This window comes from Vogesella aquatica (assembly GCF_028548455.1).
GTDB classification, from domain to species: domain Bacteria; phylum Pseudomonadota; class Gammaproteobacteria; order Burkholderiales; family Chromobacteriaceae; genus Vogesella; species Vogesella aquatica.
In genome coordinates, this window is record NZ_JAQQLF010000019.1 from 1 (window position 1) to 23228 (window position 23228).

28 protein-coding genes and 1 tRNA gene are annotated in these 23228 nt (G+C 62.8%); 18 read left to right on the forward strand and 11 right to left on the reverse strand.

Going from position 1 to position 23228, the window contains the following annotated elements; all coding sequences use genetic code 11:
- Positions 1 to 197: 197 nt before the first annotated feature.
- On the forward strand, positions 198 to 518 hold the full coding sequence (locus PQU95_RS14025) for a helix-turn-helix domain-containing protein (protein WP_272752583.1): 321 nt from the start codon (positions 198 to 200) through the stop codon (positions 516 to 518).
- Here the strand turns inward: PQU95_RS14025 and PQU95_RS14030 are convergent.
- The 3 genes from PQU95_RS14030 to PQU95_RS14040 all read right to left on the reverse strand — a co-directional run bounded on the left by PQU95_RS14030 (position 507) and on the right by PQU95_RS14040 (position 2275).
- Entirely contained in the window at positions 507 to 1313 is an 807-nt protein-coding gene (locus PQU95_RS14030) for a hypothetical protein (RefSeq protein ID WP_272752584.1), read from the reverse strand. The two genes, PQU95_RS14025 and PQU95_RS14030, sit on opposite strands and share 12 nt — an antisense overlap.
- A 12-nt stretch (positions 1314 to 1325) precedes the next feature.
- Positions 1326 to 1814 carry a hypothetical protein gene (locus tag PQU95_RS14035; protein WP_272752585.1) on the reverse strand — a complete coding sequence of 163 codons (489 nt, stop codon included), beginning with the start codon at positions 1812 to 1814 and terminating at the stop codon, positions 1326 to 1328.
- Between the two features lie 371 nt (positions 1815 to 2185).
- Positions 2186 to 2275 (reverse strand) — tRNA-Ser (locus tag PQU95_RS14040).
- Between the two features lie 154 nt (positions 2276 to 2429).
- Here PQU95_RS14040 and PQU95_RS14045 point away from each other — a divergent pair.
- On the forward strand, positions 2430 to 3584 hold the full coding sequence (locus PQU95_RS14045) for a pyridoxal phosphate-dependent aminotransferase (RefSeq protein ID WP_272752586.1): 1155 nt from the start codon (positions 2430 to 2432) through the stop codon (positions 3582 to 3584).
- Between the two features lie 30 nt (positions 3585 to 3614).
- Here the strand turns inward: PQU95_RS14045 and PQU95_RS14050 are convergent, their stop codons facing one another.
- On the reverse strand, positions 3615 to 4505 hold the full coding sequence (locus PQU95_RS14050; RefSeq protein ID WP_272752587.1) for an EF-hand domain-containing protein: 891 nt from the start codon (positions 4503 to 4505) through the stop codon (positions 3615 to 3617).
- Positions 4486 to 5055 carry a LemA family protein gene (locus tag PQU95_RS14055; RefSeq protein WP_272752588.1) on the reverse strand — a complete coding sequence of 190 codons (570 nt, stop codon included), beginning with the start codon at positions 5053 to 5055 and terminating at the stop codon, positions 4486 to 4488. The genes PQU95_RS14050 and PQU95_RS14055 overlap by 20 nt, the downstream gene beginning before the upstream one ends.
- Before the next feature lie 159 nt (positions 5056 to 5214).
- Between PQU95_RS14055 and PQU95_RS14060 the strand changes: the two genes are divergently transcribed.
- On the forward strand, positions 5215 to 6072 hold the full coding sequence (locus PQU95_RS14060; RefSeq protein WP_272752589.1) for a Rossmann-like and DUF2520 domain-containing protein: 858 nt from the start codon (positions 5215 to 5217) through the stop codon (positions 6070 to 6072).
- A gap of 2 nt (positions 6073 to 6074) precedes the next feature.
- Here the strand turns inward: PQU95_RS14060 and PQU95_RS14065 are convergent, their stop codons facing one another.
- From PQU95_RS14065 to PQU95_RS14075, 3 genes are all read right to left on the reverse strand, one after another.
- Complete coding sequence (locus PQU95_RS14065) at positions 6075 to 6977, reverse strand: GGDEF domain-containing protein (protein ID WP_272752590.1); 903 nt, start codon at positions 6975 to 6977, stop codon at positions 6075 to 6077.
- A 71-nt stretch (positions 6978 to 7048) separates the two neighbouring features.
- A complete protein-coding gene (locus PQU95_RS14070) occupies positions 7049 to 7753 on the reverse strand; it encodes an SAM-dependent methyltransferase (protein WP_272752591.1) in 705 nt (234 codons plus the stop codon).
- A complete protein-coding gene (locus PQU95_RS14075; protein WP_272752592.1) occupies positions 7754 to 8332 on the reverse strand; it encodes a Maf family protein in 579 nt (192 codons plus the stop codon).
- A gap of 120 nt (positions 8333 to 8452) precedes the next feature.
- Here PQU95_RS14075 and PQU95_RS14080 point away from each other — a divergent pair, with 120 nt between their 5' ends.
- The 11 genes from PQU95_RS14080 to pabC all read left to right on the forward strand — a co-directional run bounded on the left by PQU95_RS14080 (position 8453) and on the right by pabC (position 17638).
- The gene (locus PQU95_RS14080; RefSeq protein ID WP_147689182.1) at positions 8453 to 8953 is read left to right on the forward strand and encodes a YceD family protein; all 501 of its coding nucleotides are present in this window, start codon (positions 8453 to 8455) and stop codon (positions 8951 to 8953) included.
- A 30-nt stretch (positions 8954 to 8983) separates the two neighbouring features.
- Entirely contained in the window at positions 8984 to 9163 is a 180-nt protein-coding gene (rpmF, locus tag PQU95_RS14085) for a 50S ribosomal protein L32 (RefSeq protein WP_017509929.1), read from the forward strand.
- Positions 9164 to 9224: 61 nt separating this feature from the next.
- The gene (gene plsX / locus PQU95_RS14090) at positions 9225 to 10259 is read left to right on the forward strand and encodes a phosphate acyltransferase PlsX (protein WP_026108141.1); all 1035 of its coding nucleotides are present in this window, start codon (positions 9225 to 9227) and stop codon (positions 10257 to 10259) included.
- 9 nt (positions 10260 to 10268) lie between these two features.
- Complete coding sequence (locus PQU95_RS14095; protein WP_272752593.1) at positions 10269 to 11228, forward strand: beta-ketoacyl-ACP synthase III; 960 nt, start codon at positions 10269 to 10271, stop codon at positions 11226 to 11228.
- 170 nt (positions 11229 to 11398) lie between these two features.
- Positions 11399 to 12328: an ACP S-malonyltransferase gene (gene fabD / locus PQU95_RS14100; protein ID WP_272752594.1), complete on the forward strand. Its 930-nt coding sequence runs from the start codon at positions 11399 to 11401 to the stop codon at positions 12326 to 12328.
- Between the two features lie 43 nt (positions 12329 to 12371).
- Positions 12372 to 13109, forward strand: a complete 738-nt coding sequence (gene fabG / locus PQU95_RS14105) for a 3-oxoacyl-ACP reductase FabG (protein WP_272752595.1) — start codon at positions 12372 to 12374, stop codon at positions 13107 to 13109.
- A gap of 190 nt (positions 13110 to 13299) precedes the next feature.
- Positions 13300 to 13539 carry an acyl carrier protein gene (acpP, locus tag PQU95_RS14110; RefSeq protein WP_017509934.1) on the forward strand — a complete coding sequence of 80 codons (240 nt, stop codon included), beginning with the start codon at positions 13300 to 13302 and terminating at the stop codon, positions 13537 to 13539.
- Positions 13540 to 13701: 162 nt separating this feature from the next.
- Positions 13702 to 14943 (forward strand): beta-ketoacyl-ACP synthase II, encoded by a 1242-nt coding sequence (gene fabF / locus PQU95_RS14115; protein WP_272752596.1) that lies wholly within the window; start codon positions 13702 to 13704, stop codon positions 14941 to 14943.
- A 103-nt stretch (positions 14944 to 15046) separates the two neighbouring features.
- The gene (locus PQU95_RS14120; RefSeq protein WP_272752597.1) at positions 15047 to 16345 is read left to right on the forward strand and encodes an aminodeoxychorismate synthase component I; all 1299 of its coding nucleotides are present in this window, start codon (positions 15047 to 15049) and stop codon (positions 16343 to 16345) included.
- A 40-nt stretch (positions 16346 to 16385) separates the two neighbouring features.
- Complete coding sequence (locus PQU95_RS14125) at positions 16386 to 16841, forward strand: GNAT family N-acetyltransferase (protein ID WP_272752598.1); 456 nt, start codon at positions 16386 to 16388, stop codon at positions 16839 to 16841.
- A complete protein-coding gene (pabC, locus tag PQU95_RS14130; RefSeq protein WP_272752599.1) occupies positions 16835 to 17638 on the forward strand; it encodes an aminodeoxychorismate lyase in 804 nt (267 codons plus the stop codon). The genes PQU95_RS14125 and pabC overlap by 7 nt, the downstream gene beginning before the upstream one ends.
- A 589-nt stretch (positions 17639 to 18227) precedes the next feature.
- Here the strand turns inward: pabC and PQU95_RS14135 are convergent.
- Positions 18228 to 18497 (reverse strand): DUF4936 family protein, encoded by a 270-nt coding sequence (locus PQU95_RS14135; RefSeq protein ID WP_272752600.1) that lies wholly within the window; start codon positions 18495 to 18497, stop codon positions 18228 to 18230.
- A 69-nt stretch (positions 18498 to 18566) separates the two neighbouring features.
- On the opposite strand from PQU95_RS14135, the gene PQU95_RS14140 reads away from it, so the two are divergent.
- The 3 genes from PQU95_RS14140 to PQU95_RS14150 are packed head-to-tail and all read left to right on the forward strand — an operon-like array spanning position 18567 to position 20519.
- Complete coding sequence (locus PQU95_RS14140) at positions 18567 to 19460, forward strand: prephenate dehydrogenase (RefSeq protein ID WP_373321407.1); 894 nt, start codon at positions 18567 to 18569, stop codon at positions 19458 to 19460.
- A complete protein-coding gene (locus PQU95_RS14145) occupies positions 19457 to 19915 on the forward strand; it encodes a YaiI/YqxD family protein (protein WP_272752602.1) in 459 nt (152 codons plus the stop codon). The genes PQU95_RS14140 and PQU95_RS14145 overlap by 4 nt, the downstream gene beginning before the upstream one ends.
- Before the next feature lie 19 nt (positions 19916 to 19934).
- On the forward strand, positions 19935 to 20519 hold the full coding sequence (locus tag PQU95_RS14150) for a GNAT family N-acetyltransferase (RefSeq protein ID WP_272752603.1): 585 nt from the start codon (positions 19935 to 19937) through the stop codon (positions 20517 to 20519).
- On the opposite strand, the gene PQU95_RS14155 is transcribed toward PQU95_RS14150, so the two are convergent.
- Positions 20510 to 20932, reverse strand: a complete 423-nt coding sequence (locus tag PQU95_RS14155) for a pyrophosphohydrolase domain-containing protein (RefSeq protein WP_272752604.1) — start codon at positions 20930 to 20932, stop codon at positions 20510 to 20512. The genes PQU95_RS14150 and PQU95_RS14155 overlap by 10 nt on opposite strands.
- 124 nt (positions 20933 to 21056) lie before the next feature.
- Positions 21057 to 22349 carry a 3-phosphoshikimate 1-carboxyvinyltransferase gene (aroA, locus tag PQU95_RS14160; RefSeq protein WP_272752605.1) on the reverse strand — a complete coding sequence of 431 codons (1293 nt, stop codon included), beginning with the start codon at positions 22347 to 22349 and terminating at the stop codon, positions 21057 to 21059.
- A gap of 144 nt (positions 22350 to 22493) precedes the next feature.
- On the opposite strand from aroA, the gene cmk reads away from it, so the two are divergent.
- Complete coding sequence (gene cmk / locus PQU95_RS14165) at positions 22494 to 23168, forward strand: (d)CMP kinase (protein WP_272752606.1); 675 nt, start codon at positions 22494 to 22496, stop codon at positions 23166 to 23168.
- Positions 23169 to 23228 lie beyond the last annotated feature (60 nt).

The following is a 23228-nucleotide window of genomic DNA, read 5'->3' on the forward strand; positions in this document are numbered from 1 at the left end:
CAAGCTGTCCAGTAGTGCGTCAGGTACGTTGTGATTTTTCGAGCTCATTGTGCCTCCAGACTAGGTAGCAGTTTCCTGCCAAATGTCCGTTTACACAAAATTCAGTACACGCCCGACTGCGACTACAATGCTACGAATTACGTAGTATCTGAAATATACAGCACCTACGAATCTCGTAGCTATTTGGGCGCGAGACGATGGATGCAAATCAGCTTTGGGGTCGCCGTCTAAAGCAGGCGAGGTTGGCCGCAGGCTTATCGCAAAAGAGCCTGGGGATTACGGCGGGCATAGACCCGTTTGTGGCCAGTACCCGTATCAATCGCTATGAGCTGGGCGTGCACAAGCCAGACTTGTTGACCGCCAGTAATCTGGCCAAGACCTTGGGCGTGCCTTTGGCGTTTTTCTATGCAGAGGAGGACGATATGGCTGATTTGATCTACCGCTACAGCAAGGCAGATACGGAAGCCAAGGCGCAAGTTGTGCAGTTGCTAGCAGCGAGTCCTGGCTTAGCGGAATAGACGACGGAGTTCGTTCACCACCTCAAGCAGCAATCCTTCCGGTAGTCCTTTGACCGATTCCGGCAACTGCATGGCGAGTAACCGTTGCCTGAGCTGGTCATGCTGCTGGAAGCGTGCAGCCAGGGCTTCGTGCAGGATGGTGCGGTACGCAGTGCTATCTGGCTGCGATTGCCAGGCTTTGCGCAACGCTAACGGCCAGTGATTGAGATGGGCGGATGGCCAGATGCGGCCTGCCAAGACGAAGGGATAAGGGCTTTCTGGCAGTAACCAGCAGGCGGGGGAATCAGCGTTTTCAACGCGCCAAGTGCGGACTATTGGCGTGTGGCCCTGTGGGCTGAAGCTGATACTTCCGTCCAGTGCCGGCAAGTAGCTCAGCTGCCACGTGCTGTTTTGACCTAAGCCCAAACGCAGCCGCAAGGTAATCATGGCGTCGTCTAGCACCATGTTCGCCAGCATCAATCTGGGGGCGGTATCGGTGCCCAGCAGGTCTTTCAGTGCGTGGCCGCTGATGGTGTGACGGAGCAAGGTCAGGTCGAACCGTTTATCGCCTGTCTCCGCTGGTAGCACGCTCAGCCTGTAGCCTGGCGAAGTCAGCACACCATTAACCGAGACACCTTGTACAGTTCCGGTTGGCCGCATGCCGTAACGCAGCGGCGACCAGCACGCCAGCACCCCATCTTCAAAGTGCAGCAACACGGCACCGGCTAGCAGGCCGGGCGTCCCGTTATCGAGACGCCACGGCTCCACCAGCTCGATGTGGTGCAGCTGCTGGAAGTACAAGTCTTCAAGCAGCATGGTGCACCGTCCTTAGCCTTTGGCATCGCGATACAACTCGGTGACCCCGACATACCAAGCGGGCCGCAGCTTGGCGATGTCACCCACGCCGCTGCGCAGGTACAGCTTGGGGTCAGCGTGCGGGTATGGGTCGATCACGTAAGGCTGTGCCGATTTACCGTCCTGGCCCGTGTTGCGGTGGTAGAGCACGCACCGGCCCACCTCCCACTCGGTGTGATAGTCGGTCATCACGATGGCGATTTCCGGCAACTCCGTGTAGCTGGTGCACGGCTTCCATGCACCGCCTTTCAGGTTGTTGGCGGCCAACAGCTTGCCGAGCAAGGTTTCATCCAGCCACGGATAAAACGGGCCGACCTTGGGCATGCCCAGCGTTTCGGCCTGCTGGTACACGGTGTCTAAAGATTTGCTGCTGAGGGTCGCGATCACGGCCAGCAGATCGTCGTGGCGGTCTTGCTGGGCGACACGTTTGAATAAAGGTTGCAGAGAAGTGGGGGTAGTCATGGTGAAGCTCCTGATCCGGATGGAAAAGGCGCAGCGTCACCTGCCCGCAAGATGGCAAGTAAGGCGAAATCAACAGGGAGTGCCCAAGACGGGCGAGGAGGGTGGCTGCGCGTGGTGCCGGGCCGTGGCCGGTAGTAGGTACGGTGGCATTTTCACGTTATCACCGGCGAACAGGCTGGATCGAGGAGCGTAAAACTTTGGCAGCCTGCAGTGTCGGACGGTGCGCAATCCGTGTGGCGGGGCTGAAAAAGCAAAAAAGCGATGCACAGTAGCATCGCTGATTTGATATTAACTTTGATAGTTGCGTTGATTTTTCGTAGCCGGTAAAATACCAAATTGCCTTTTAAATCAACACTTTATCAAGTGTGTACTGGCGGAGAGGGAGGGATTCGAACCCTCGGTACGCTCGCACGTACGCCTGATTTCGAGTCAGGTACATTCGACCACTCTGCCACCTCTCCGACTCAGTAGGCTGCGGATTATAGGTAGGGCTTGGGGGGCTGTCAACTGCTAACCATGCATTTTTTTGCCAAGCCTGCCCGCGTGGCGGTGGCTGCGGCATACTGCTGTTCGATAGAGGCCGCACAGGCCCGCACAGACAAAGGGACAGCAGCAGTGAAACTCTCCAGACGGCTGGATGCCATCGCCCCGTTTCAGGTGATGGCCATCCTGGAAAAAGCCCGCGCCTTGCAGGCGGCAGGGCACGACGTGATTCACCTTGAAATCGGCGAGCCGGATTTTGCCACCCCGCAGGCTATTGTCGATGCCGGCCGCGCGGCGCTGGCCGCTGGGCATACCTTTTATACGGCGGCACAGGGTTTGCCACAGCTGCGCGAGGCGATTGCTGCGCATTACGCCAGCCAGTTTGGCGTGACGGTGGCGCCGCAGCGCATCATCGTGACTCCAGGCGCGTCCGGTGCGCTGCAGATTGCGCTGTCGCTACTGGTGGACGAGGGCGATGGTGTGCTGATGGCCGACCCTACCTACCCGTGTAACCGTCATTTTGTCAGCCTGCTGGGCGGGCAGCCGCAGGCGGTGGCGGTGGATGCAGGCAGCCGCTTCCAGCTGCTGGCGGCGGATGCCGACGCGCACTGGCAGGCCAATACCGTGGCGGCGATGGTGGCCACGCCGGCCAACCCTACCGGCACCATGCTGGCGGCAGACGAGGTGGCCGGCTTGGCCGCAGTGTGCCGTGCGCGTGGCGGGGCGCTGATTGTGGACGAGATCTACCAGGGGCTGTGCTACGGGCAGGCGCCGTTCAGCGCGCTGGCGCTGGCGGACGACGCCTTTGTGATCAACAGCTTTTCCAAGTATTTCCAGATGACAGGCTGGCGGCTGGGCTGGCTGGTGGTGCCGGATGCTTATGTCGAGCCCGCAGTACGCCTGGCGCAGAACCTGTTTTTGTGTGCGCCGGCGGCGGCGCAGTACGCGGCACTGGCCGCGTTTCAGCCGGCGGTGCTGGCCGAGCTGGAGGCGCGCCGCGCCGAGTTTGGCCGTCGTCGCGATTACCTGCTGCAGGCGCTGCCGCAGCTGGGCTGGCGTATTCCGGCGCAGCCGGACGGGGCGTTTTATGTCTATGCCGACGTGTCGGCGGTAACAGACGACAGCTTTGCCTATTGCCAGCGCGTGCTGGACGAGGTGCAGGTGGCGATTACGCCGGGGGCGGATTTTGGTGCCCATCAGGCCGGCCGCTACGTGCGGGTGGCGTACACCACCGGCGTGGAACGTCTGGCGGAGGCGGTGGCGCGTATAGCGCAGGTGCGCGGTTAAGGTTGGCCGCAGGGTGCGGGCCGGCTAGCGCTAGCCTAGCCGTGCCAGCCATACGCCGGCGGCCAGAGCAACAGCAGCGTGGCACCAGCTGAGCAGGCGTAGCTGCTGCGCCTGTGCCTGGGGCGTGCGCCAGCTAAGCATGAACGGGCGCGAGTCTGCCGGGCGGTGCAGGTGGTGGCTGGGCGGGATGCTGGCCAGGGTGCGGTGCTGTTGGTCTACGGCCTGGTGCGCGGCCTGGCGGGCGGCTTCCCATTCGTCGGGGTCCAGCTGGCCGTTGCCGTTCCGGTCAAAGCGCTGCAGCAGGCTGCTGCGGTCGGCTTTCCATTCGTTGAGCAGTAGCTGCAAATCGTCGCGCCAGGCTTGCTGGCCGGGTGGGCCGGCATGGGTGGTGACGCTGCCCAGCGCGTACAGCGGGTCGCCCTCGGCTATCCAGCTTTCCCGGTACTGGTATTGCTCGTCCTGCCACTGGCGCTGGTGCAGGGTTTCTACTTGCGCGCCGTCCGGCTCGATAACCAGCTGGCCGTTGCCCAGCTGCAGCAGCAGGGCGTTATCGCTGCTGTGGCGGGTGTAGTCTGTCAGTACGCTTTGGTGATCGTCGCGTCGCTGGCGGCTGGCGTGGTACCACACGCAGCGCATATGGCCATAGGGGGTGATCAGCGGTGGGCCGCCCACGGCGCGGGCGTGGCCGAAGAATTCGCCATAGCCTTGCACGGGTGTGGCGCTGCGGCTGGTGGGGGTGTCGGCTACCAGGCGGTAGCGGTGGTGGTAGCGCCACCATTGGTATAGGCCGAGTGTGCCTAGCGCAATGGGCGTGGCATGCGGCCAACCAGGGGCGCTGAATAGCCACAGGGGCAGGGCGGCCAGGTAGAGTGCCAGGCTGGCGCGGCCACTGGCCAAGCGGCTAGCGCTGGAAAAGCGCATTCACGTCCACGTCGCGTTTTTCTGCCTCGGCAAATCGCAGTGGCTTGGCGGGGCGAAAGCTGAACAGGCTGGCAATGACCACATCGGGAAACTGTTCGATGCGCACATTGTTCAGGTTGACGGCTTCGTTATACAGTTCGCGCCGGTCGGCAATGCTGTCTTCCAGCTGGGTAATGCGCAGCGCCAGGTGGCTGTACTGGGCGTCGGCTTTCAGCTCGGGGTAGGCTTCGGCCACGGCAAATATCTGGCCGGTAAGGCTGCGCAGCTGGCCTTCCAGCTCGCCGATGCGGCCAACGTTGGCCGCACGTGCGGCTTCGGATAGCATGGCGCGCGCTTCCATGATCCGGCTCAGGGTGTCTTGCTCGAACTGGCTGTAATGGCGGCACACGTCTACCAGCTTGGGCAGCTCTTCGTGGCGCTGCTTGAGCAAGACATCGATATTGGCCCAGCTTTTACTGACCTCGTGCTTCAGGCGCACCAGGCCGTTGTAGAGCATGACACCATAGAAAAACAGTACGGCAAAGGCGGCAAGAAACAGGATGAACGGCATGGGCGTAACCTTTCTGTAAGCAGCTGCCCGCCATTGTAGCGCCGCTTTGGTCTGCGCAGGCGGCGCGACCTATTCGTGTGGTTTATCGCGCATTGCGGCCGAGGGGCGGGGGCGAGCGCTGTTGCGCCACCTCTGCCGCGTTTATCCAAGGGGGACACCATGCAAACATTGAATATCGTCGGGGCTGGCCGCCTGGGCCAGAGCGTGGGGCGCCTGGCGGCGCTGGCTGGCTACCGTATCGGTAGCGTGTATTGTCGTAGCCTGGCTTCGGCGCAGGCGGCTTGTGCCTTTATCGGGCAGGGTATGCCGGTGGCTGGTTTGCAGCTGTTACAGCCGGCAGAGCTGACTTTGCTGGCGGTGCCGGATGCGCGCATTGCCGAGGTGGCAGCGCAGCTGGCGGCTACGGGCACCTTGGCCGCAGGGCAGGTGGCATTTCATGCCAGCGGCGCGTGCGAGGCAGCCTTGCTGGCACCGCTGGCGGCGCAGGGTGTTCATTGTGCCAGCCTGCATCCGGCATTTTCCTTTGCCGAGCCGGCGCGCGCGGTGGCCAGTTTTGCAGGAACCCGCTGTGCGCTGGAAGGCGACCAGCGCGCGTTTGACGCCTTGCAAGCGCTGGCACATGCCATTGGCGGGCAGCCTTTTTTGCTGGGGCCTGGCGGCAAGGTGGCCTACCACGCCGCCCTGGCGGTAGCATCGAACTATCTGGTGACATTGCATGAGCTGGCGCAGCAGCTGGCTGCTCAAGCCGGTATTGGCCAGGCCGATGCCAGGCTACTGTTGGGCGACCTGATGCAGAAAACGCTGGCCAATAGTCTGGCGCTAGGGCCCGCAGCCGCATTGACCGGCCCCATTGTGCGCGGCGATGCCGAGACCGTGATGCGCCATCGCACGGTGATGAGCCCCGCGCAGGATGCACTGTATTGTGCGCTAGGGCAGGCGACGCTCAGCCTGGCGGCCGCGCGGCTGGATGAGGCGCAGCAGGCCGCCGTAGCGGCCGCTTTGGGTGGGGCAGGCTGATGCTAGCCCAGCTCGATGCGATTGCGCCCGTGCTGCTTGGCGCGGTAGAGCGCAGCGTCGGCACGGTGGTAAGCGCTTTGTACGCTGTCGCCAGGTTGTAGCAGGGTCAGCCCGCCCGAGCAGCTGTAATGGAAATCGGCCAGTGCCCCTATCGGGCGTGGCGGGTGCAGGCCGCTTAATAGCTGGTGCATCAGCAGGCTGGCTTGCGCGAGTGGGGTGTCCGGCAGTACCAGCATGAATTCTTCCCCGCCCAGGCGGCCTATGCCGTCGCTGCGCCGCAGCTGGTTTTGCAGGTAGCGGGCAAAGTCCATCAGCACCAGGTCGCCAAAGGGGTGGCCGTGGCTGTCGTTGATACGTTTGAAAAAGTCGATATCCAGAATGGCCACGCAGTGTGTGCCGGAGCGTGCCAGCTGGGTTTCCAGCTGGGCCAGGATGTGGCGGCGGTTGCTCAGCCCGGTCAGCGCGTCGCTACTGGCGGCGCGCAGCGCCAGGTCGCGCGCGGTGCGCAGGCTGCGTTTGCCTGCAGCCAGGCTGCTGATGTCCACTGCGGTACAGAGCATCCAGCCGGCCTCGTTTACCGTTTCCGTCATCATGAGCCAGCGGCCGTCGTGCAGGTCGCTTTCCAGCATGCGGTAGGCTTGCTTGCCGCGCCGCGACAGGGCCGAGCCCAGCCAGGTATCAAAGTCTGCGGTGCGAATGACGGTGCCGGTGTGCTCGGCGTGGTTATCCCGCATCAGCTGCACCCAAGTGGGCATGGCGGTTTCCGCCAGGTGGTAGGCCTGGCGGAAGGCCGGGTTGGCGTAGCGCAGCGTGTCGCTGGCGTCGAACAACGCAACCAGTAGTTCGCTGCCCTGATACAGGGTTTGTAGTTGCTGGATGTGCTCGGTGTGCAGGGTGTTGGGCATGGCAGGCTCTCGCAGTCTCTGTCTTTATAGTAGCGCTTTAACAGTGAGCTGCAGCAAGCCAGGCATGCCGTTTAGCCAGCGTGAATCACAAAGATGGCCGGGCGTTTGTGGAAGTCTGGCGCGTCGCGTGGCCAGTCTTTTACCAGCCGGCTCACAATGGTTTGCGTGGGGGCGGTAAGGTCGGCCGCCACGCACAGGCGGGTGGTTGCGGCCAACGTTTCGCGCAGCTGCTGCAATAGCGCGTTGTTGCGGTAAGGCGTTTCGATAAACAGCTGGGTTTCGTTGTTTTGCCTCGAGCGCAGCTCCAGCGCCTTGATCGCTTTGGCGCGCTCGGCGGCGTCTACCGGCAGGTAGCCGTGGAAGGCAAAACACTGGCCGTTGGCGCCGCTGGCCATCATGGCCAGCAAAATGGACGACGGGCCGATCAGCGGCTCGACGCGGTAGCCCTTTTCGTGCGCCAGGGCCACCAGCTGGGCGCCAGGGTCGGCCACCGCCGGGCAGCCGGCTTCGGATACCAGGCCCAGGTCCAGCCCTGCGGCCAACGGTGTCAGCAGGGCGGCCACGTCGGCCGGTTTGGTGTGCTCGTTCAGCGTATGCATCACCAGCTCGCGTATCGGCGTGGTGACGCCCAGCTGCTTCAGGTGCTTGCGTGCGGTTTTTTCGGCTTCCACCACAAAGTGGGTCAGGTGGGTTACGCGGGCGCGTTCGCCTTCCGGCAGCCACGGTGTGTCACCTTCACCTAGCGGGGTGGGAATCAGATATAAAGTGCCAGCCATTTATAGAATCTCCACGCCTTCGTTGTGCAACATGGTCACCAGTGCAAACAGCGGTACGCCAATCAGCGAATTGGGGTCGTCGGCTTCAACCTTTTGCATCAGTGCGCCGCCCAGGGTTTCGCTCTTGGCGCTACCGGCGCAATGGAGGGCATCCGGCTCGCGGGTAAGATAGTTGCGGATCTGCTGCTCGGTCAGATTGCGCAGCGTCACCTTGGTGATGCCGACGTCTTCCTGCAGTTGGCCGCTGCGGCTGTTGTACAGCGCCAGCGCCGAATGGAAGACCACGGTGCGCCCGCTCATCCATTGCAGCATTGTCACGCCGTTTTCAAAGCTGCCCGGTTTGCCGATCTGGCGGCCATCCAGCAAGGCCACCTGGTCGCCGCCGATGATCAGCGCGTCCGGATACTGGCTGGCCAGCGACATGGCCTTGGTGCGCGCCAGGCGCACGGCGGTCTCTAGCGCGCTTTCATCGGGTAGCGGGGTTTCGTCGCACACGGGGGCGGCGGTAACGAGCGGCAGGCCCAGGCGGGCGACAATTTCACGCCGGTAAGGCGAGGTAGAAGCAAGAACAATCTGCATGGTGTATCCGGTGGGCAAGCTGCAGCGGGCGTTTTGACAACGGCCACGCGCAGGGTGTCGATAGGTTAAGTCCTGATTGTTTTGACAAAATGGCAGCGGCGATTATATCATCCAAGGTTTATGTCTAACCCGATTTTGATTGATCCGCTCGCGTTTGCCCGCGATGGTGGTTTGCTGGAAAGCGAAACACCGGTTGCAGCAATGAATGTCCGCGTGCACGAGGTGCTGGCTTCTACCGCTGGCGCAGCTCGTTTCACCGTTAGTGGTTTTAGTGACCGCTTGCGGCGTCCGTCGTTGCGTTATCGTGTTGTCGCCAATGTCGAGGTCAATTGTCAGCGTTGTCTGGCGGCCATGCCGCTGGAGGTGGTAAGCGAGGGGGTCATCACGCTGTTTGTCAGCGAGGCGAAACTGGAAGCTGCCGTAAACGTGGACGATGAACTGGACGCCATCCTGGCCGAAGAAACATTCGACGTGACCGCGCTGATCGAAGACGAAATCATTATGGGCTTGCCGCTGTCGCCGAAACACGACGATTGCGGTACGGAGCATCTGGAGCGCGCCAAGGCTGACAAGCCTAACCCCTTTGCGGTACTGGCGACGCTTAAGAAATCCGGGTCCTGAACTTTTACTTGAATTTCTTAGGAGTCGACCATGGCTGTTCAACAGAACAAAAAGTCCCCGTCCAAACGTGGCATGCACCGCGCACACGATTTTCTGACCGCTCCGTCGCTCGCTAAAGAGCCGACTACCGGCGAAACCCACCTGCGTCACCACATCAGCCCTAACGGTTTCTACCGTGGCCGTCAGGTTGTGAAGGCTAAAGGCGAGTAATCCGCGCCTTGACCACTCTTACCTTCATAACTACAGGTAGGTTTACTACCGTTTCACGTTGATGACTATCACCGTAGCGGTTGATGCAATGGGCGGTGACGTTGGCCTCAAAGTCACCGTCCCGGCATCTATCCGATTCCTCCAAGAAACCCCCGACATTCATCTGATCCTGGTTGGCGACAGTGCGGCAATCGATGCCGAGCTGCATGGCCTGCAGGATGCTTTGCGTGCGCGTGTGCGTGTTCACCATGCTACCGAAGTGGTAGGCATGGACGAATCGCCACAGCTTGCGCTGAAGAACAAGAAAGATTCGTCGATGAGGGTGGCGATTAACCTCGTCAAAGAAGGCCAGGCGCAAGCCGCCGTCTCTGCCGGTAATACCGGTGCGCTGATGGCGACGGCCAAGTTTGTCCTGAAAACCATCCCCGGTATCGACCGTCCGGCCATTGCCAAAATGATGCCTGGTATCAAGGGCAGCACCTGCGTGCTGGACCTGGGTGCCAACGTTGAATGCTCGCCGGAACAGCTGGTGCAATTCGGCATCATGGGTTCGGAGCTGGCTGCCAGCCTGACACATAAGGCAAACCCGACGGTAGGCTTGCTGAATATCGGTTCGGAAGATATCAAGGGTACAGATTCCATCAAGCGTGCAGCCGAATTGCTGCGCGAATCCGGTCTCAATTTCCACGGTAACGTTGAAGGCAACGACATCTTCAAATCGACAGTAGATGTGGTAGTCTGCGACGGCTTTACCGGCAACATTGCGCTAAAAGCATCCGAGGGGCTGGCGCACATGATTGCTACCTTCCTGCGCGAAGAGTTCGCCAGCACGTGGTGGACCAAGCTGTGCGCCCTGGCTGCCATGCCGGTGCTCAAGCGGTTCAAGGCGCGTGTTGACCCCCGCTATTACAATGGCGCCAGTTTTCTGGGCCTGCGGGGCATCGTGGTGAAAAGCCACGGCGGTACCGACGCGTTGGGGTTCCGTATTGCATTGGAGCAGGCTTGCGAGGAAGTTCGCGCCAATGTGATTGGTCACATCGCAGACCGGGTCGCTTCCCAATTACAAAATCTCAAGCGTTCCGAGTCTGAAGCTTAAAGTTAGCTCATGACCTATTCACGCATTCTTGGTACCGGCAGCTATCTGCCGGAAACCGTTATGACGAATGCGATGCTGGCAGAGCGCATCGAAACCAGTGACGAGTGGATTGTCTCTCGCACTGGTATTCGTGCGCGCCACATCGCGGCAGAAGACCAGAAAACCAGTGACCTGGCCTACCTGGCGGCGCAGCGTGCGCTGGAAAGCGCCGGTTTGCAGCCTGCCGATCTGGACCTGATCATCGTTGCCACCACCACGCCGGACATGGTGTTTCCCAGCACGGCCAGTATCTTGCAGGAAAAGCTGGGTATCCCTGGCGTACCGGCATTTGACGTGCAGGCGGTGTGCGCCGGCTTCGTGTACGCGCTGGCCACGGCCAACGGTTACATCAAAAGCGGTATGGCGAAAAACGTACTGGTCGTGGGCGCTGAAGTGATGAGCCGCCTGCTGGACTGGGGCGATCGCCGTACTTGCGTACTGTTTGGTGATGGCGCCGGTGCCGTGGTAGTCGGCCCGTCCGACGAGCCGGGCATTCTGCACGCCAAGTTGGCCGCAGACGGCCGCTACCGCGACATTCTGAAAACCGAAGCCCAGATTATCGGCGGCGAGGTGGAAGGCACACCTTATCTGCATATGGATGGCCCGGCGGTGTTCAAGTTTGCCGTGAAGGCACTGTCTGATATCGCCGAGAAAACCCTGGCCGAGGCGGGCGTGCCACAAGACAGCGTGGACTGGCTGGTGCCGCACCAGGCCAATATCCGCATCATCGAAGCCACGGCCAAGCATCTGCAGCTGTCCATGGAAAAGGTGATTGTCACGCTGCCGGAGCAGGGTAATACCTCGGCCGCCTCCATCCCGCTGGCGTTTGACCACGCGGTGCGCCAAGGCCGTATACAGCGCGGCCAGACCGTGCTGATGGAAGGTATCGGCGGTGGTTTTGCCTGGGGTGCGCTGCTGCTGCGCTTCTGATCTGCGGCAAGCCGGCCATGTAGCAATATGTAGCCGGCTTGTTTGATTTTCATCAATGAATGGCGGCTATTCGCGCTGATCTTCGTCGATCATACGAGCGTTTGAGTGTTTTCTTTGCATAAATCGCAGCGAGCAGTCATCATTCCCCCCGTTTCAAAAGGAGACCCAACATGGCGTTTGCCTTTCTCTTTCCCGGCCAGGGCTCGCAAAGCCTGAAAATGATGGACGGCTTTGCCGACCTGCCGGTAGTAAAACAGACTTTTGATGAAGCCTCTGCGGCCCTGGGCGAAGACCTGTGGGCCATACTGCAGGCCGATAGTGCCGACGCGATCAACGCCACCGTGAATACCCAGCCGCTGATGCTGGCTGCCGGTGTGGCTACCTATCGTGCCTGGCTGGCGCAAGGCGGTGTGGTGCCTGCCGCCGTAGCGGGCCACAGCCTGGGTGAATACAGCGCCCTGGTCGCTGCGGGCAGCCTGGATTTTGCCGACGCCATCCGTCTGGTGCGCTTGCGTGCGCAGGCGATGCAAGAGGCGGTGCCGGCTGGCGAAGGCGCCATGGCCGCTATCCTGAACCTGTCCGACGACGATATCCGTGCTGCGTGTGAAGAAGCCGCGCAGGGCGAAGTGGTGGAGCCGGTCAACTTCAACTCGCCAGGCCAGGTAGTGATTGCCGGCAGCAAAGCTGCCGTGGAACGCGCCATGGAGCTGTGCAAGGCGCGTGGCGCCAAACGCGCGCTGCCGCTACCGGTATCGGTGCCATCGCACTGCACGCTGATGAAGCCGGCGGCCGAACGCCTGGCTGCCGCCTTGGCCGACGTAGAGATCAAGGCCCCGCAGATCCCGGTACTGCATAACGCCGACGTGGCCAGCTACAGCGATGCGGCACAGATCCGCGACGCGCTGACCCGCCAGCTGTACTGCCCGGTGCGCTGGACCGAAACCATCCAGCAGCTGGCTGCCGGCGGTATCGTGCTGATGGCCGAGTGCGGCCCTGGCAAAGTGCTGGCAGGCCTGGCCAAGCGTATCGATGGTAATGTCAGCTGCCACGCACTGACCGACGCAGCCAAGCTGGACGCCGCCCGCGCCGAGCTGGCGTAAAGATGAAAGGTTGGCCGCATGCGGCCAGCTGCAGGAGAGAAACATGAGCTTGCAAGGTAAAGTAGCGCTGGTTACCGGCGCATCCCGCGGCATTGGTGCTGCCATTGCTGACACCCTGGCCGCCGCAGGTGCCAAGGTGATCGGTACCGCCACGTCCGAATCCGGCGCGGCCGCCATTGGCGAGCGCCTGGCGCAGTGGGGTGGTGCGGGCATGGTGCTGAACGTGGGTGAAGAGGGCGCCATCGACGCGCTGATCGACGCCATCGCCAAGGAACACGGCGACGTGGCCATTCTGGTGAACAACGCCGGTATTACCCGCGATGGCCTGCTGATGCGCATGAAGGACGACGACTGGGACGCCATCATGGACACCAACCTGAAGTCGGTGTTCAAGGCCTCCAAAGCCGTGCTGCGCGCCATGATGAAGGCCCGCACCGGCCGCATCATCAACATTGCCTCCGTCGTGGGCGCGATGGGCAACGCAGGCCAGACCAACTACGCAGCGGCCAAGGCCGGCATCATGGGCTTTACCAAGTCCATGGCGCGCGAAGTAGGCAGCCGTGGCATTACCGTGAACTGCGTGGCACCGGGCTTTATCGATACCGATATGACCCGTGCGCTGCCGGAAGCACAGCGCGACGCGCTGGTGGGCCAGATCGCGCTGGGCCGCCTGGGCGACGCACAAGACATCGCTGATGCCGTACTGTTCCTGGCGTCGGACAAGGCAGCTTACATCACCGGCCAGACACTGCACGTGAATGGCGGTATGCTGATGCCGTGATTTTTCCGGCCGCAAGGCTGGAAAATGCGGGGGTAAAAACAACATTGCCCCCGCGTTTAACCGGATTAAAGGGCCTGCTGGCGGATAAAATCAGCAAGAACTGCTGAGCTAGGTAGGCTACTCTAATTTTTTTTTGTAGAATGTCGGGGTTTTGTTGTCCCGAACACAGAAAGGTAAAGGGTTTAAACAAATGGAAAACATCGAAGCGCGCGTTAAGAAGATCGTTGCCGAGCAACTGGGCGTGAACGAAGCCGAAGTAAAAATCGACTCCTCGTTCGTGGACGATCTGGGCGCTGACTCTCTGGACACCGTTGAGCTGGTAATGGCTCTGGAAGAAGAGTTCGAGTGCGAGATTCCGGATGAAGAAGCCGAGAAGATCACCACCGTTAAGCAGGCTGTTGACTACGTAACAGCTCACCTGAACAAGTAATCCTTTTTTTAAAAGGGTTGCCTGGACCTCTGCTGGTGGCTTTGGCTCGCCTGCAGAGGTCTTTTTGCTGTAGTGGCTCTGAAACGTGCGTTTGATTTGCCGGGCGCGTAAACCGTTTCAGGACTATCGGGAGTACGCTCCCTTTTTTCACGGAGATACCCTGTGTCAAAACGCAGAGTAGTAGTGACCGGCCTCGGGCATATTTCCCCGGTTGGCAACGATGTGAGCAGTGGCTGGGCCAATCTCCTGGCCGGCAAGAGTGGTATCACCAACATCACCCGCTTTGATGCCAGCGATATCACCTGCCAGGTTGCGGGTGAGGTCAAAGGCTTCGACATCAGCCAGTACATCTCGCCCAAGGATGCACGCCGTATGGACGTGTTCATTCATTACGGTATTGCCGCCGCGCTGCAAGCGGTGGCGGATTCCGGCCTGGACGATGTGGCAGGCCTGGACAAGACCCGTGTGGGGGTGAATATCGGTTCCGGTATCGGCGGCCTGCCGCTGATCGAGGAAACCGGCGTGGCTCGCCACGAAGGCGGCATTCGCAAGATTGGCCCGTTCTTCATTCCCGGCTCGCTGATCAATATGGTAGCGGGCCACGTGTCCATCCTGAAAGGCTACCAGGGCCCGAGCTACGGCATCGTGTCTGCCTGCACCACCGGTGCGCATTGCATTGGCGATGCCGCCCGCGTGATTCAGTACGGCGACGCCGACGTGATGGTAGCCGGTGGTGCCGAAGGCACTATTTCCAGCCTGGCCGTGGGTGGCTTTGCTGCCATGAAGGCGCTGTCTACCCGCAACGACGACCCGGCTACCGCCTCCCGCCCGTGGGACAAAGGCCGTGACGGCTTCGTCATGGGCGAGGGCGCCGGCGTACTGGTGCTGGAGGAGTACGAACACGCGGTAAAACGCGGCGCCAAAATCTACGCCGAGCTGGTGGGTTTCGGCATGAGCTCCGACGCGCACCACATTACTGCCCCTAGTGCAGAAGGCCCGGCACGCGGCGTGCTGAACGCCCTGCGCGACGCCGGCCTGAACCCGGACCAGGTGCAGTACGTGAACGCCCATGGCACCTCCACCCCGCTGGGTGATGCCAACGAAACCAATGCGCTGAAGATCGCGTTTGGCGACCACGCCAAGAAACTGGTAGTGAACTCCACCAAGTCCATGACCGGCCACTTGCTGGGCGGCGCGGGCGGTGTAGAAGCCATCTACTCGATTCTGGCCGTGCATAACCAGGTTTCCCCGCCGACCATCAACCTGCACGAGCAGGATATCGAAGGTGGCTGCGACCTGGACTACTGCGCCAATACCGCGCGTGACATGAAGATCGACGTGGCCATCTCCAACTCCTTCGGGTTCGGTGGTACCAACGGTACACTGGTGTTCAAACGCGTATAAATGCCGACACGTCGCGCAGGCGACGTTGACAGCCAAGACCGCTGCGATAAACTCGCGCGGTCTTTTTCTTTTGCGGCTGCCGTTACCGCGGCGCCCGACGCCCATGCATTACGAACTGCTGAACCACACGCCAGACCTGCTGGCCCTGCACGCTGCCGACCGTGGCCGTTTCCCCTACCTGATGCAGTCGTCCGGCGACATCGGCTGGGACATGCTGATGGCGCTGCCACAAGAGCGCCGCATCTACGGCGAAGGCGAGGGTGCCGCCTTCCTGGACGCGGTGCGCGCGCTGCCGCGCGAAGCGACGGTGGCCAACCCGCACGGCCTGCCGTTTACCGGCGGCTGGTTTGTGTACATGGGCTACGACTTGCTGTCCGAGTTCGAGCCCAGCGTGCCGGCTGCCATCAGCGATAGCTTCCCGCTGGCGGCGCTGTGCCGCGTGCCGGCGGCCATCCAGCTGGACCGCGCCAGCGGCCGCTGCTGGCTGATGGCCGAAACGGCAGCCCAGCTGGCCGAGCTGAAAGCCGCGTTGCAAACGGTACCCGCATTTGCGGCCAACCCGGTACAGCTAGCGGCGCTGGAAGAAGACCCGCCGCACTGGTATACCGACGCCGTGGTGCGGCTGAAGGATTATATCTACGAAGGCGACGTGTTCCAGGTAAACATCTCGCGCGGCTGGCGCGCCACCCTGCACGACAGCGTGCGCCCGGTTGATCTGTTTGCCGCGCTGCGCCGCGCCAACCCGGCGCCGTTCTCGGCGCTGGCCGACCTGGGCGACGCCTATATCGTCAGCTCCTCGCCAGAGCGCCTGGTGCGCGTGCACGACGGCTGGGTGGATACCCGCCCGATTGCCGGCACCCACCCGCGTTCGCCCGACGCCGCCGAAGACGCTGCGCTGAAGCAGCGCCTGATCAGCAGCATCAAGGAACGCGCCGAGCACGTGATGCTGATCGACCTGGAGCGTAATGACCTGGGCCGCATCTGCCAGCCTGGCACCGTGGAAGTCAACGAGCTGATGGCGGTGGCCAGCTACGCCTACGTGCACCATATCGAATCCAATGTGCGCGGCCGCATCCGCGACGGCGTGGATACCGTAGAAGTATTTCGTGCGCTATTCCCCGGTGGCACCATTACCGGCTGCCCCAAGGTGCGCACCATGCAGATCATCCGCGAGCTGGAAAACAGCGCACGCCGCGCCTACACCGGCAGCCTGGGCTACCTGAACCGCGACGGCACGCTGGATGTGAACATCCTGATCCGTACCTTCATGCAGCAGGGCCAGCAGCTGCGCTTCCGCGCCGGCGGCGGCATCGTGGCCGATTCCGACCCGCAGCGCGAGCTGCAGGAAACCCGCCACAAGGCCCGCGGCCTGCTGCGCGCGCTTGGTGTAGAGCAAGCCTGAGCCACGGCTGACAAGGTTGGCCGCATACCCAGGAGACGCCATGTACCGCATTGCCCCCGCCGACCCCGCCCACCCGCAGGCCATGGCCATGCAGGCGGCGTTGTCTGCCACATTGGCAGCCATGACCGGCGATAGCGGCCAAGCTTCGTTTGACGCCGGTGATGTGCGTGGCGACGGTGCCGTGTTCCTGCTGGCCTGCGATGGCTACGGGGCGGCGCAAGGCTGTGGCGCGCTGCGACCCTTGCAGCCGGGCGTGGCCGAGCTCAAGCGCATGTACGCCGCGCCCGGCAGCCAGGGCCTGGGCGCGCAGGTGTTGGCGGCGCTGGAGCAGCACGCGCAGCGGCTGGGCTACCGTGCCGTATGGCTGTCCACCCGCCGCATCAATACCCGTGCCGTGCAGTTTTACCTGCGCCACGGTTACCGCGAGATTCCCCCTTATGGCCATTATGTTGGCCGCAGTGCGTCCATTTGCCTGGGCAAGGAGCTGACATGCTGATCAATGGTGTGCCGGCAGACCACCTGCCGGCCAGCGACCGTGGCCTGGCCTACGGCGACGGCCTATACCGCACGCTGGAGGTGCTGGCTGGCCGGCCGCAGCTGTGGCGCTGGCAATGGCAAAGGTTGGCCGCAGACTGCGCCGCGCTGCGCCTGCCGTGCCCGGACGAGGCGCTGCTGCTGGCCGAAATCGCCACCGTCTGCGCCGGCTTGCCGCGTGCGGTGGCCAAGGTGGTGCTGACACGGGGCAGCGGCCAACGTGGCTACGCCATACCCGCGCAGGTGCAGCCCACCCGCATCGTCAGCGCTGCCGCCTGGGCCGGTTACCCGCCCGAGCGCGCCATGCACGGCATCACCGTGCGCTGGTGCAACACACAGCTGGGTTTGCAGCCATTACTGGCGGGTATCAAGCACCTGAACCGGCTGGAAAACGTGCTGGCGCGCAGCGAGTGGGACGACCCGGCGATTGCCGAAGGCCTGATGCTGGACAGCGATGGTACGGTAGTGGAAGGCACCATGAGCAACCTGTTCTGGGTGCGCGCAGGCCAGCTATATACGCCGCCGCTGGACCGCTGCGGCGTGTCCGGCGCCATGCGTGCCTGCGTGATCGACACTGCGCACCAGCTGGGCATTGCCGTGACCGAGCAGCGCCTGCTGCCGGCCGAGTTGCTGGCGGCCGACGAGGCTTTTGTCTGCAACAGCCTGGCCGGCATCTGGCCGCTACGCCAGCTTGATGGCCACACCTGGCAGGCGTGGCCGCTTACCACCCGCCTGCAGCAGGCGCTGGCGGCGGGCTGATTAGCAACCGGCTATAAGCCTGCCCCATCCTGGGCTAGCCGAAAGCGCGCCACCATCTGCGGTATGCTGCCGGCCAGCTCTGCGACGGTGGCGCAGCTTCTCCCGGCCTTTTGCGCCATCTGTTCCATGCTGCGTGCCAGCAGCTGGTTGATGTCGCGCTGTTCATCCAGCGCTTTGCGGATGGCCTCCTGTTCCGCCCGTGTCCTGGCTGGCAGGCGGTCAACTGTGGCTAGCTGTCATGCGTGGTTTGCCCCGGTGCCTGTCATTGCTGTGTGCCAGGCTTCCTGGTGTTGTGGCTGCTGCGTTGGCTGTTGTCGCGTGGGGCTGCCCTGCGGGCGGCGGCGGTGCGCCGGCGGGGCCGTGTCCATGCCGGGCTGAGTTCTTCCTCGGTCTGTTCCGGGTCGTGCCCGGTCGCCTTGCGCTTTACATCCCCGGCTTGGCCATCACGGCCATCAGCAGCAGGCTGCTGCCGAATGCGGCAAGCCGTTTCTGTCGACGGGTAAAGTGCTGATACATGGCACACCTCCCTTTATCAGGCTGGGTGGTGACACCAGGGTTTGTAAGGTGGCGATTGAAAGGCCATCCTGTTTTAAATTTCTGTGAAACATTCGGCGTGCCGTGCCACACCCAGCCAGCTGGCATCGGTCGCCACGGCACGGCTTAGCGCTTGCTCTAGTGCTGCCAGGTCAGTCACCGGCTCGTAGATTTCCATCCAGGTGTGCGCATCGTCGCGACGTTGCAATAATCTGCCTTTTATCTGCATTTCCGATGCTATCTGCGCCATTATTTTTCGAGAAGAGCACTCAAAAGACGGGAAATTGCCGTCAATGCGGTAATAGATGTACAGCGAAACAGACATGATGCACCTCTTGGTCAAGCGGGAATGCGGTTATGATAACGGCTCTGACACACAGTAATGGGCAATAGCATGCAGGCGGGTGAGGGCAGATTGACCCTGGTAGTGATAGGCGTGGGCCTGATTGGCGGCTCGTTTGCGCTGGCCTTGCGCCGCGCCGGCCGGGTGGCCAAGGTCATCGGGGTAGGGCGCTCTGCGGCCAACCTGCAGCGGGCCGTCGAGTTAGGTGTCATCGACGAGGCCAGCCACAGTGCGGCCGAGGCGGTACGCCACGCTGACGTGGTGCTGGTGGCCACGCCGGTAGGGCAGATGGGGCGCGTGTTTGCCGAGATCGCGCCGTACCTGCCGCCGCACTGCGTGGTGACCGATGGCGGCAGCACCAAGAGCGACGTGGTGGCGCTGATGCGCAGCCACCTGCCTGCCCACCTGGCCGGTTGCGTGCCGGCGCATCCGATTGCCGGCTCCGACCTGTCCGGTGCCGCCGCCGCGCAGTACGGCCTGTACGATAACCGCCGCATCGTGGTGACACCGCTGCCGGAAACCCGCCCCGACGCGGCCCTGCTGGTGCGCGAGCTGTGGCAGGCCTGCGGCGCCCGTGTCTACGAGATGAGCGCCGCCGAGCACGACGCCGTGTTTGCCACTGTCAGCCACCTGCCGCACCTGCTGGCCTTTGCCTACGTGGATACCATCGTGGCCAAGGCCGATGCCGCGCGCTGCTTCGATTTTGCCGCCACCGGCTTTCGCGACTTTACCCGTATTGCCGGCAGCCACCCCGAGATGTGGCGCGATATCGCATTGGCCAACCGCGACGCGCTGCTGGTGGAGCTGGACGCGTTCCAGGCTACCTTGGCCGCACTGCGGCAGGAGCTGGTGGCCGGCGACGCCGAGGCGATGACCACCCGCTTCGAGCGCGCCCGCGCAGCCCGCCAGCAATGGCAACAACACTTCAACCGGGGCAACGCATGACGATCTGGGTAGACGCCGACGCCTGTCCGGCGGTGATCAAGGAAATTCTGTTTCGCGCCGCCGACCGTACTGGTACGGCTACTGTGCTGGTGGCCAACCAGCTGCTGCGCGTGCCGCCGTCGCCGCATATACGCGCTGTGCAAGTACCAGCCGGTTTCGACGTGGCCGACAACCATATCGCACAGCAGGCGCAGCCGGGCGATATCGTGGTGACCGCCGACATCCCGCTGGCGGCGCAAGTGGTAGCCAAAGGCGCGCTGGCGCTGAACCCGCGCGGCGAGCTGTACAGCGACGCCACCATCCGCGAGGCGCTGGCGCTGCGCAATTTCATGACCGAGCTGCGTGATAGCGGGGTACAGACCGGCGGCCCGGCCGCCTTCAGCCAGCGCGACCGCCAGGCGTTTGGCGCCCAGCTGGACAAGCTGCTGCAAAGGTTGGCCGCAGGCCGCCGCTAAGCCCCCGTTTTGCCGTGTCATGGACACCTTGTCTTTACCTGCCACACTTGCCGACCTGCGGGTATTGCCCTTGCAAGCCGCTGACATCCCGGCGCTGCAGGCATTCTATGCGGCCAACCCGCTGTATTTCGAGGCGACGGGCGGCGAGCCAGCGCAGCCCGCTGCTGCCGAGGCCGACTTTCATGCCAGGCCACCGCCCGACATGCCGTACCGGCAGCGCTGGCTACTGGCGCTGTGCGATGAGCATGGGCAATGGCAGGCGGTAGTGGAAGTGCTTGCCGGGCTGCTGCTACCGCAGGCGTGGCATATCGCGCTGTTTATGGTGGATGCGCGCCATCACGGCCAGGGCTTGGCCGCGCAGCTGTATAACGCGCTGGAAGCGTGGGCGCTGGCCCGTGGTGCGTATTGGCTGCGCCTGGGCGTGGTGATGGGGCACAGCCGTGCCGAGCGCTTCTGGCTGCGGCAGGGTTTTGTTGAGGTCACGCAGCGCCACGCTGTGCAGATGGGGCGGCGCAGTAACAGCCTGCGGGTGATGCTGAAACCGCTACGCAGCAGTGTGGCAGCCTACCTGCAGCAGGTGCCGCGCGACCGGCCTCAGGCCTGAGACGCCGCGCGGATCACGCCGACTTTGTCTGCCGGCTGCCAGCCTGCCGGTTTCAGCAGCTTGCCGTCGGCGCGGCGCAGTACCTGGCCGTCCACGCACTTGGCCAGGTTGGCCGCATGGATGGCGTCGAACATCGCCTGCAGCGGCAAGCCCTGCGACAGCAGTAGCCCGCACAACACGTTCAGCACATCCACCCCCTCGGCAGCCAGTTCGGCTTGCAGCTGCTGCTGCGTGGCGGCGTCGGCCTGCGGCATGGCCTGGTAGTCGGCCAGCGCGGTCTGGAATTCCTGCCATTCCTCTTGCAGCATGGTCTGCCACATCGCTAATGCCTGCGGCTGGAAGCTGGGGGTGTCGGGGGCGGCCATGTCGAAGCGCTGCATGAAGTCGCGGCGCACAGCAAACGGGTTGTTCATTATCTTGTGTCTTGTAGTTCTGTTGGTGGCATATTTTGTGTTTTTTGTGGTTTGCTGGCAAGGCGTAGCCATGAAAAAACCGCTGCGGCGAGGCAGCGGTTTTGGGCTGGCGGCTGGTGCGACTTCAGCCTGCGGCCAACTTGCCCAGTACCTCGAAATAGTCGGGGAAGGTCTTGGCCACGCATTTCGGGTCGTTGATCACCACCGGGGTGCCCAGCAGCGCCACCAGCGAGAAGCACATCGCCATGCGGTGGTCGTCGTAGGTGTCGATTTCGGCGTTGGCAGTCAGCTGCGCCGGCGGCGTCACGCTGATGCTGTCCTGCGTTTCCACCACGCTGGCGCCTACCTTGCGCAGCTCGGTGGCCATGGCCGCCAGGCGGTCGGTTTCCTTCACGCGCCAGCTTTCCACGTTACGGATGGTGGTGGTGCCGTTGGCGGCCAGCGCGGCCACGGCGATGGTCATCGCCGCATCCGGAATGTGGTTGAGGTCCACGTCGATGGCCTGCAGGCCGCCGGCCGGGGCGCGGGCCTCGATCCAGTTGTCGCCCATGGTGATCTCGGCGCCCATCAGCGCCAGCGCGTCGGCAAACTTCACGTCGCCCTGGATGCTGCTGCGGCCAACCCCCTCCACGCGTACCGGGCCGCCGGCCAGCGCGCCAGCCGCCAGGAAGTAGGATGCGCTGGAAGCGTCGCCTTCCACGTGAATGTCGCCGGGGCTGGTGTAACGTTGGCCGCGCGCGATGGTGAAGCGCTGCCAGCCGTCACGCTGTACTTGCACGCCAAAGCGCGCCATCAGGTTCAGGGTGATTTCGATATACGGTTTGGAAATCAGCTCGCCCACCACCTCGATGGTGACGTCTTCGCCGGTGAGCGGCAGCGCCATCAGCAGGGCGGTGAGGAACTGGCTGGAGACATTGCCTTTTACCGGGATGACCTGGCCGGCGTTCAGGCTGGCCGGCTTGATCTGCAGCGGCGGGTAGCCGTCGTTGCCCAGGTAGTCGATATCGGCACCGGCCACGCGCAGCGCGTCCACCAGGTCGCCGATCGGGCGTTCGTGCATGCGCGGTACGCCGTGCAGGTGGTAGCGGCCCTGCATCAGCGCCAGCGCGGCGGTGAGCGGGCGAAAAGCCGTGCCGGCGTTGCCCAGGAACAGGTCGGCGTCTTTCACGCTAAAGGCACCGCCGGTGCCATGCACCAGGAAGTCGCGGCTATCGCCTTGCTGCTCGACGCGCACGCCCAGTGTGGCCAGTGCTTCCAGCATGCGGCGGATGTCGTCGGAGTCCAGCAGGTCGCGCACCAGCGTGCTGCCTTCGGCCAGTGCGGCCAACAGCAGGGTGCGGTTGGAAATGCTCTTGGAGCCGGGCAGTTTGATGCGGCCGGCCAGCGGGCCAATGGGCTGTAGATGTAGTTGTTCCATGATGTTCTTGTCTGTTTTGCTGCAGGGCAGGGCCCTGCCGGGTGATCTCGGCAACGACTGTACCCGTATTGTGCGCTGCCACGCAAACGCCTCTTTTTGTACTGCTTGCGCTACAATTGCCGGTTTTGATTCAAGGTCTTCGCCATGCCTACGCTCAAACCCGTCATTACCATCGACGGCCCTTCCGCTTCCGGCAAGGGCACCGTGGCTGCCCTGGTGGCACAGCAGCTGGGGCTGCATTATCTGGATTCCGGCGCCCTGTACCGCCTGACGGCGCTGTATGCGCTGCGCGAAGGCGTCAGCTGGGAAGACGAGCAGAACGTGGCGCGCCTGGCAGCCCAGCTGCCGGCGTCTTTTCACGACGATAAAGCCTGGCTGGGCGAAGCCGATGTGAGTGCGGCCATTCGTGCCGAAGATATCGGCATGGGTGCCTCGAAAGTGGCCGCGCTGCCGGCTGTGCGTGCCGCGCTGCTGACCCGTCAACGCGACTTTCTGGTGCCGCCAGGCCTGGTGGCCGACGGCCGCGATATGGGCTCGGTGGTGTTTCCGCGTGCGGAATTGAAGGTTTTTCTGACCGCATCAGCCGAAGTTCGTGCTGAACGACGCTATAAGCAGTTGATCGCAAAAGGGGAATCTGCTAACCTCGTCCAGATTCAGCAGGATATTTCCGATCGTGACGCGCGCGACGCGGCACGGGCGGTTGCCCCGCTAAGACAAGAGCCGGATGCCCACTTGCTGGACACCTCGGACCTGACCATCGAACAAGCGGTGGGGCAGGTACTGTCGTGGTTCGACAAGGCCCGTGGCACCGGCCATTAATTTTTTGTAAGCCGCCGTCTGTCATACCTTGCGCTGACGGCGTATGAAAAACCTAACCCT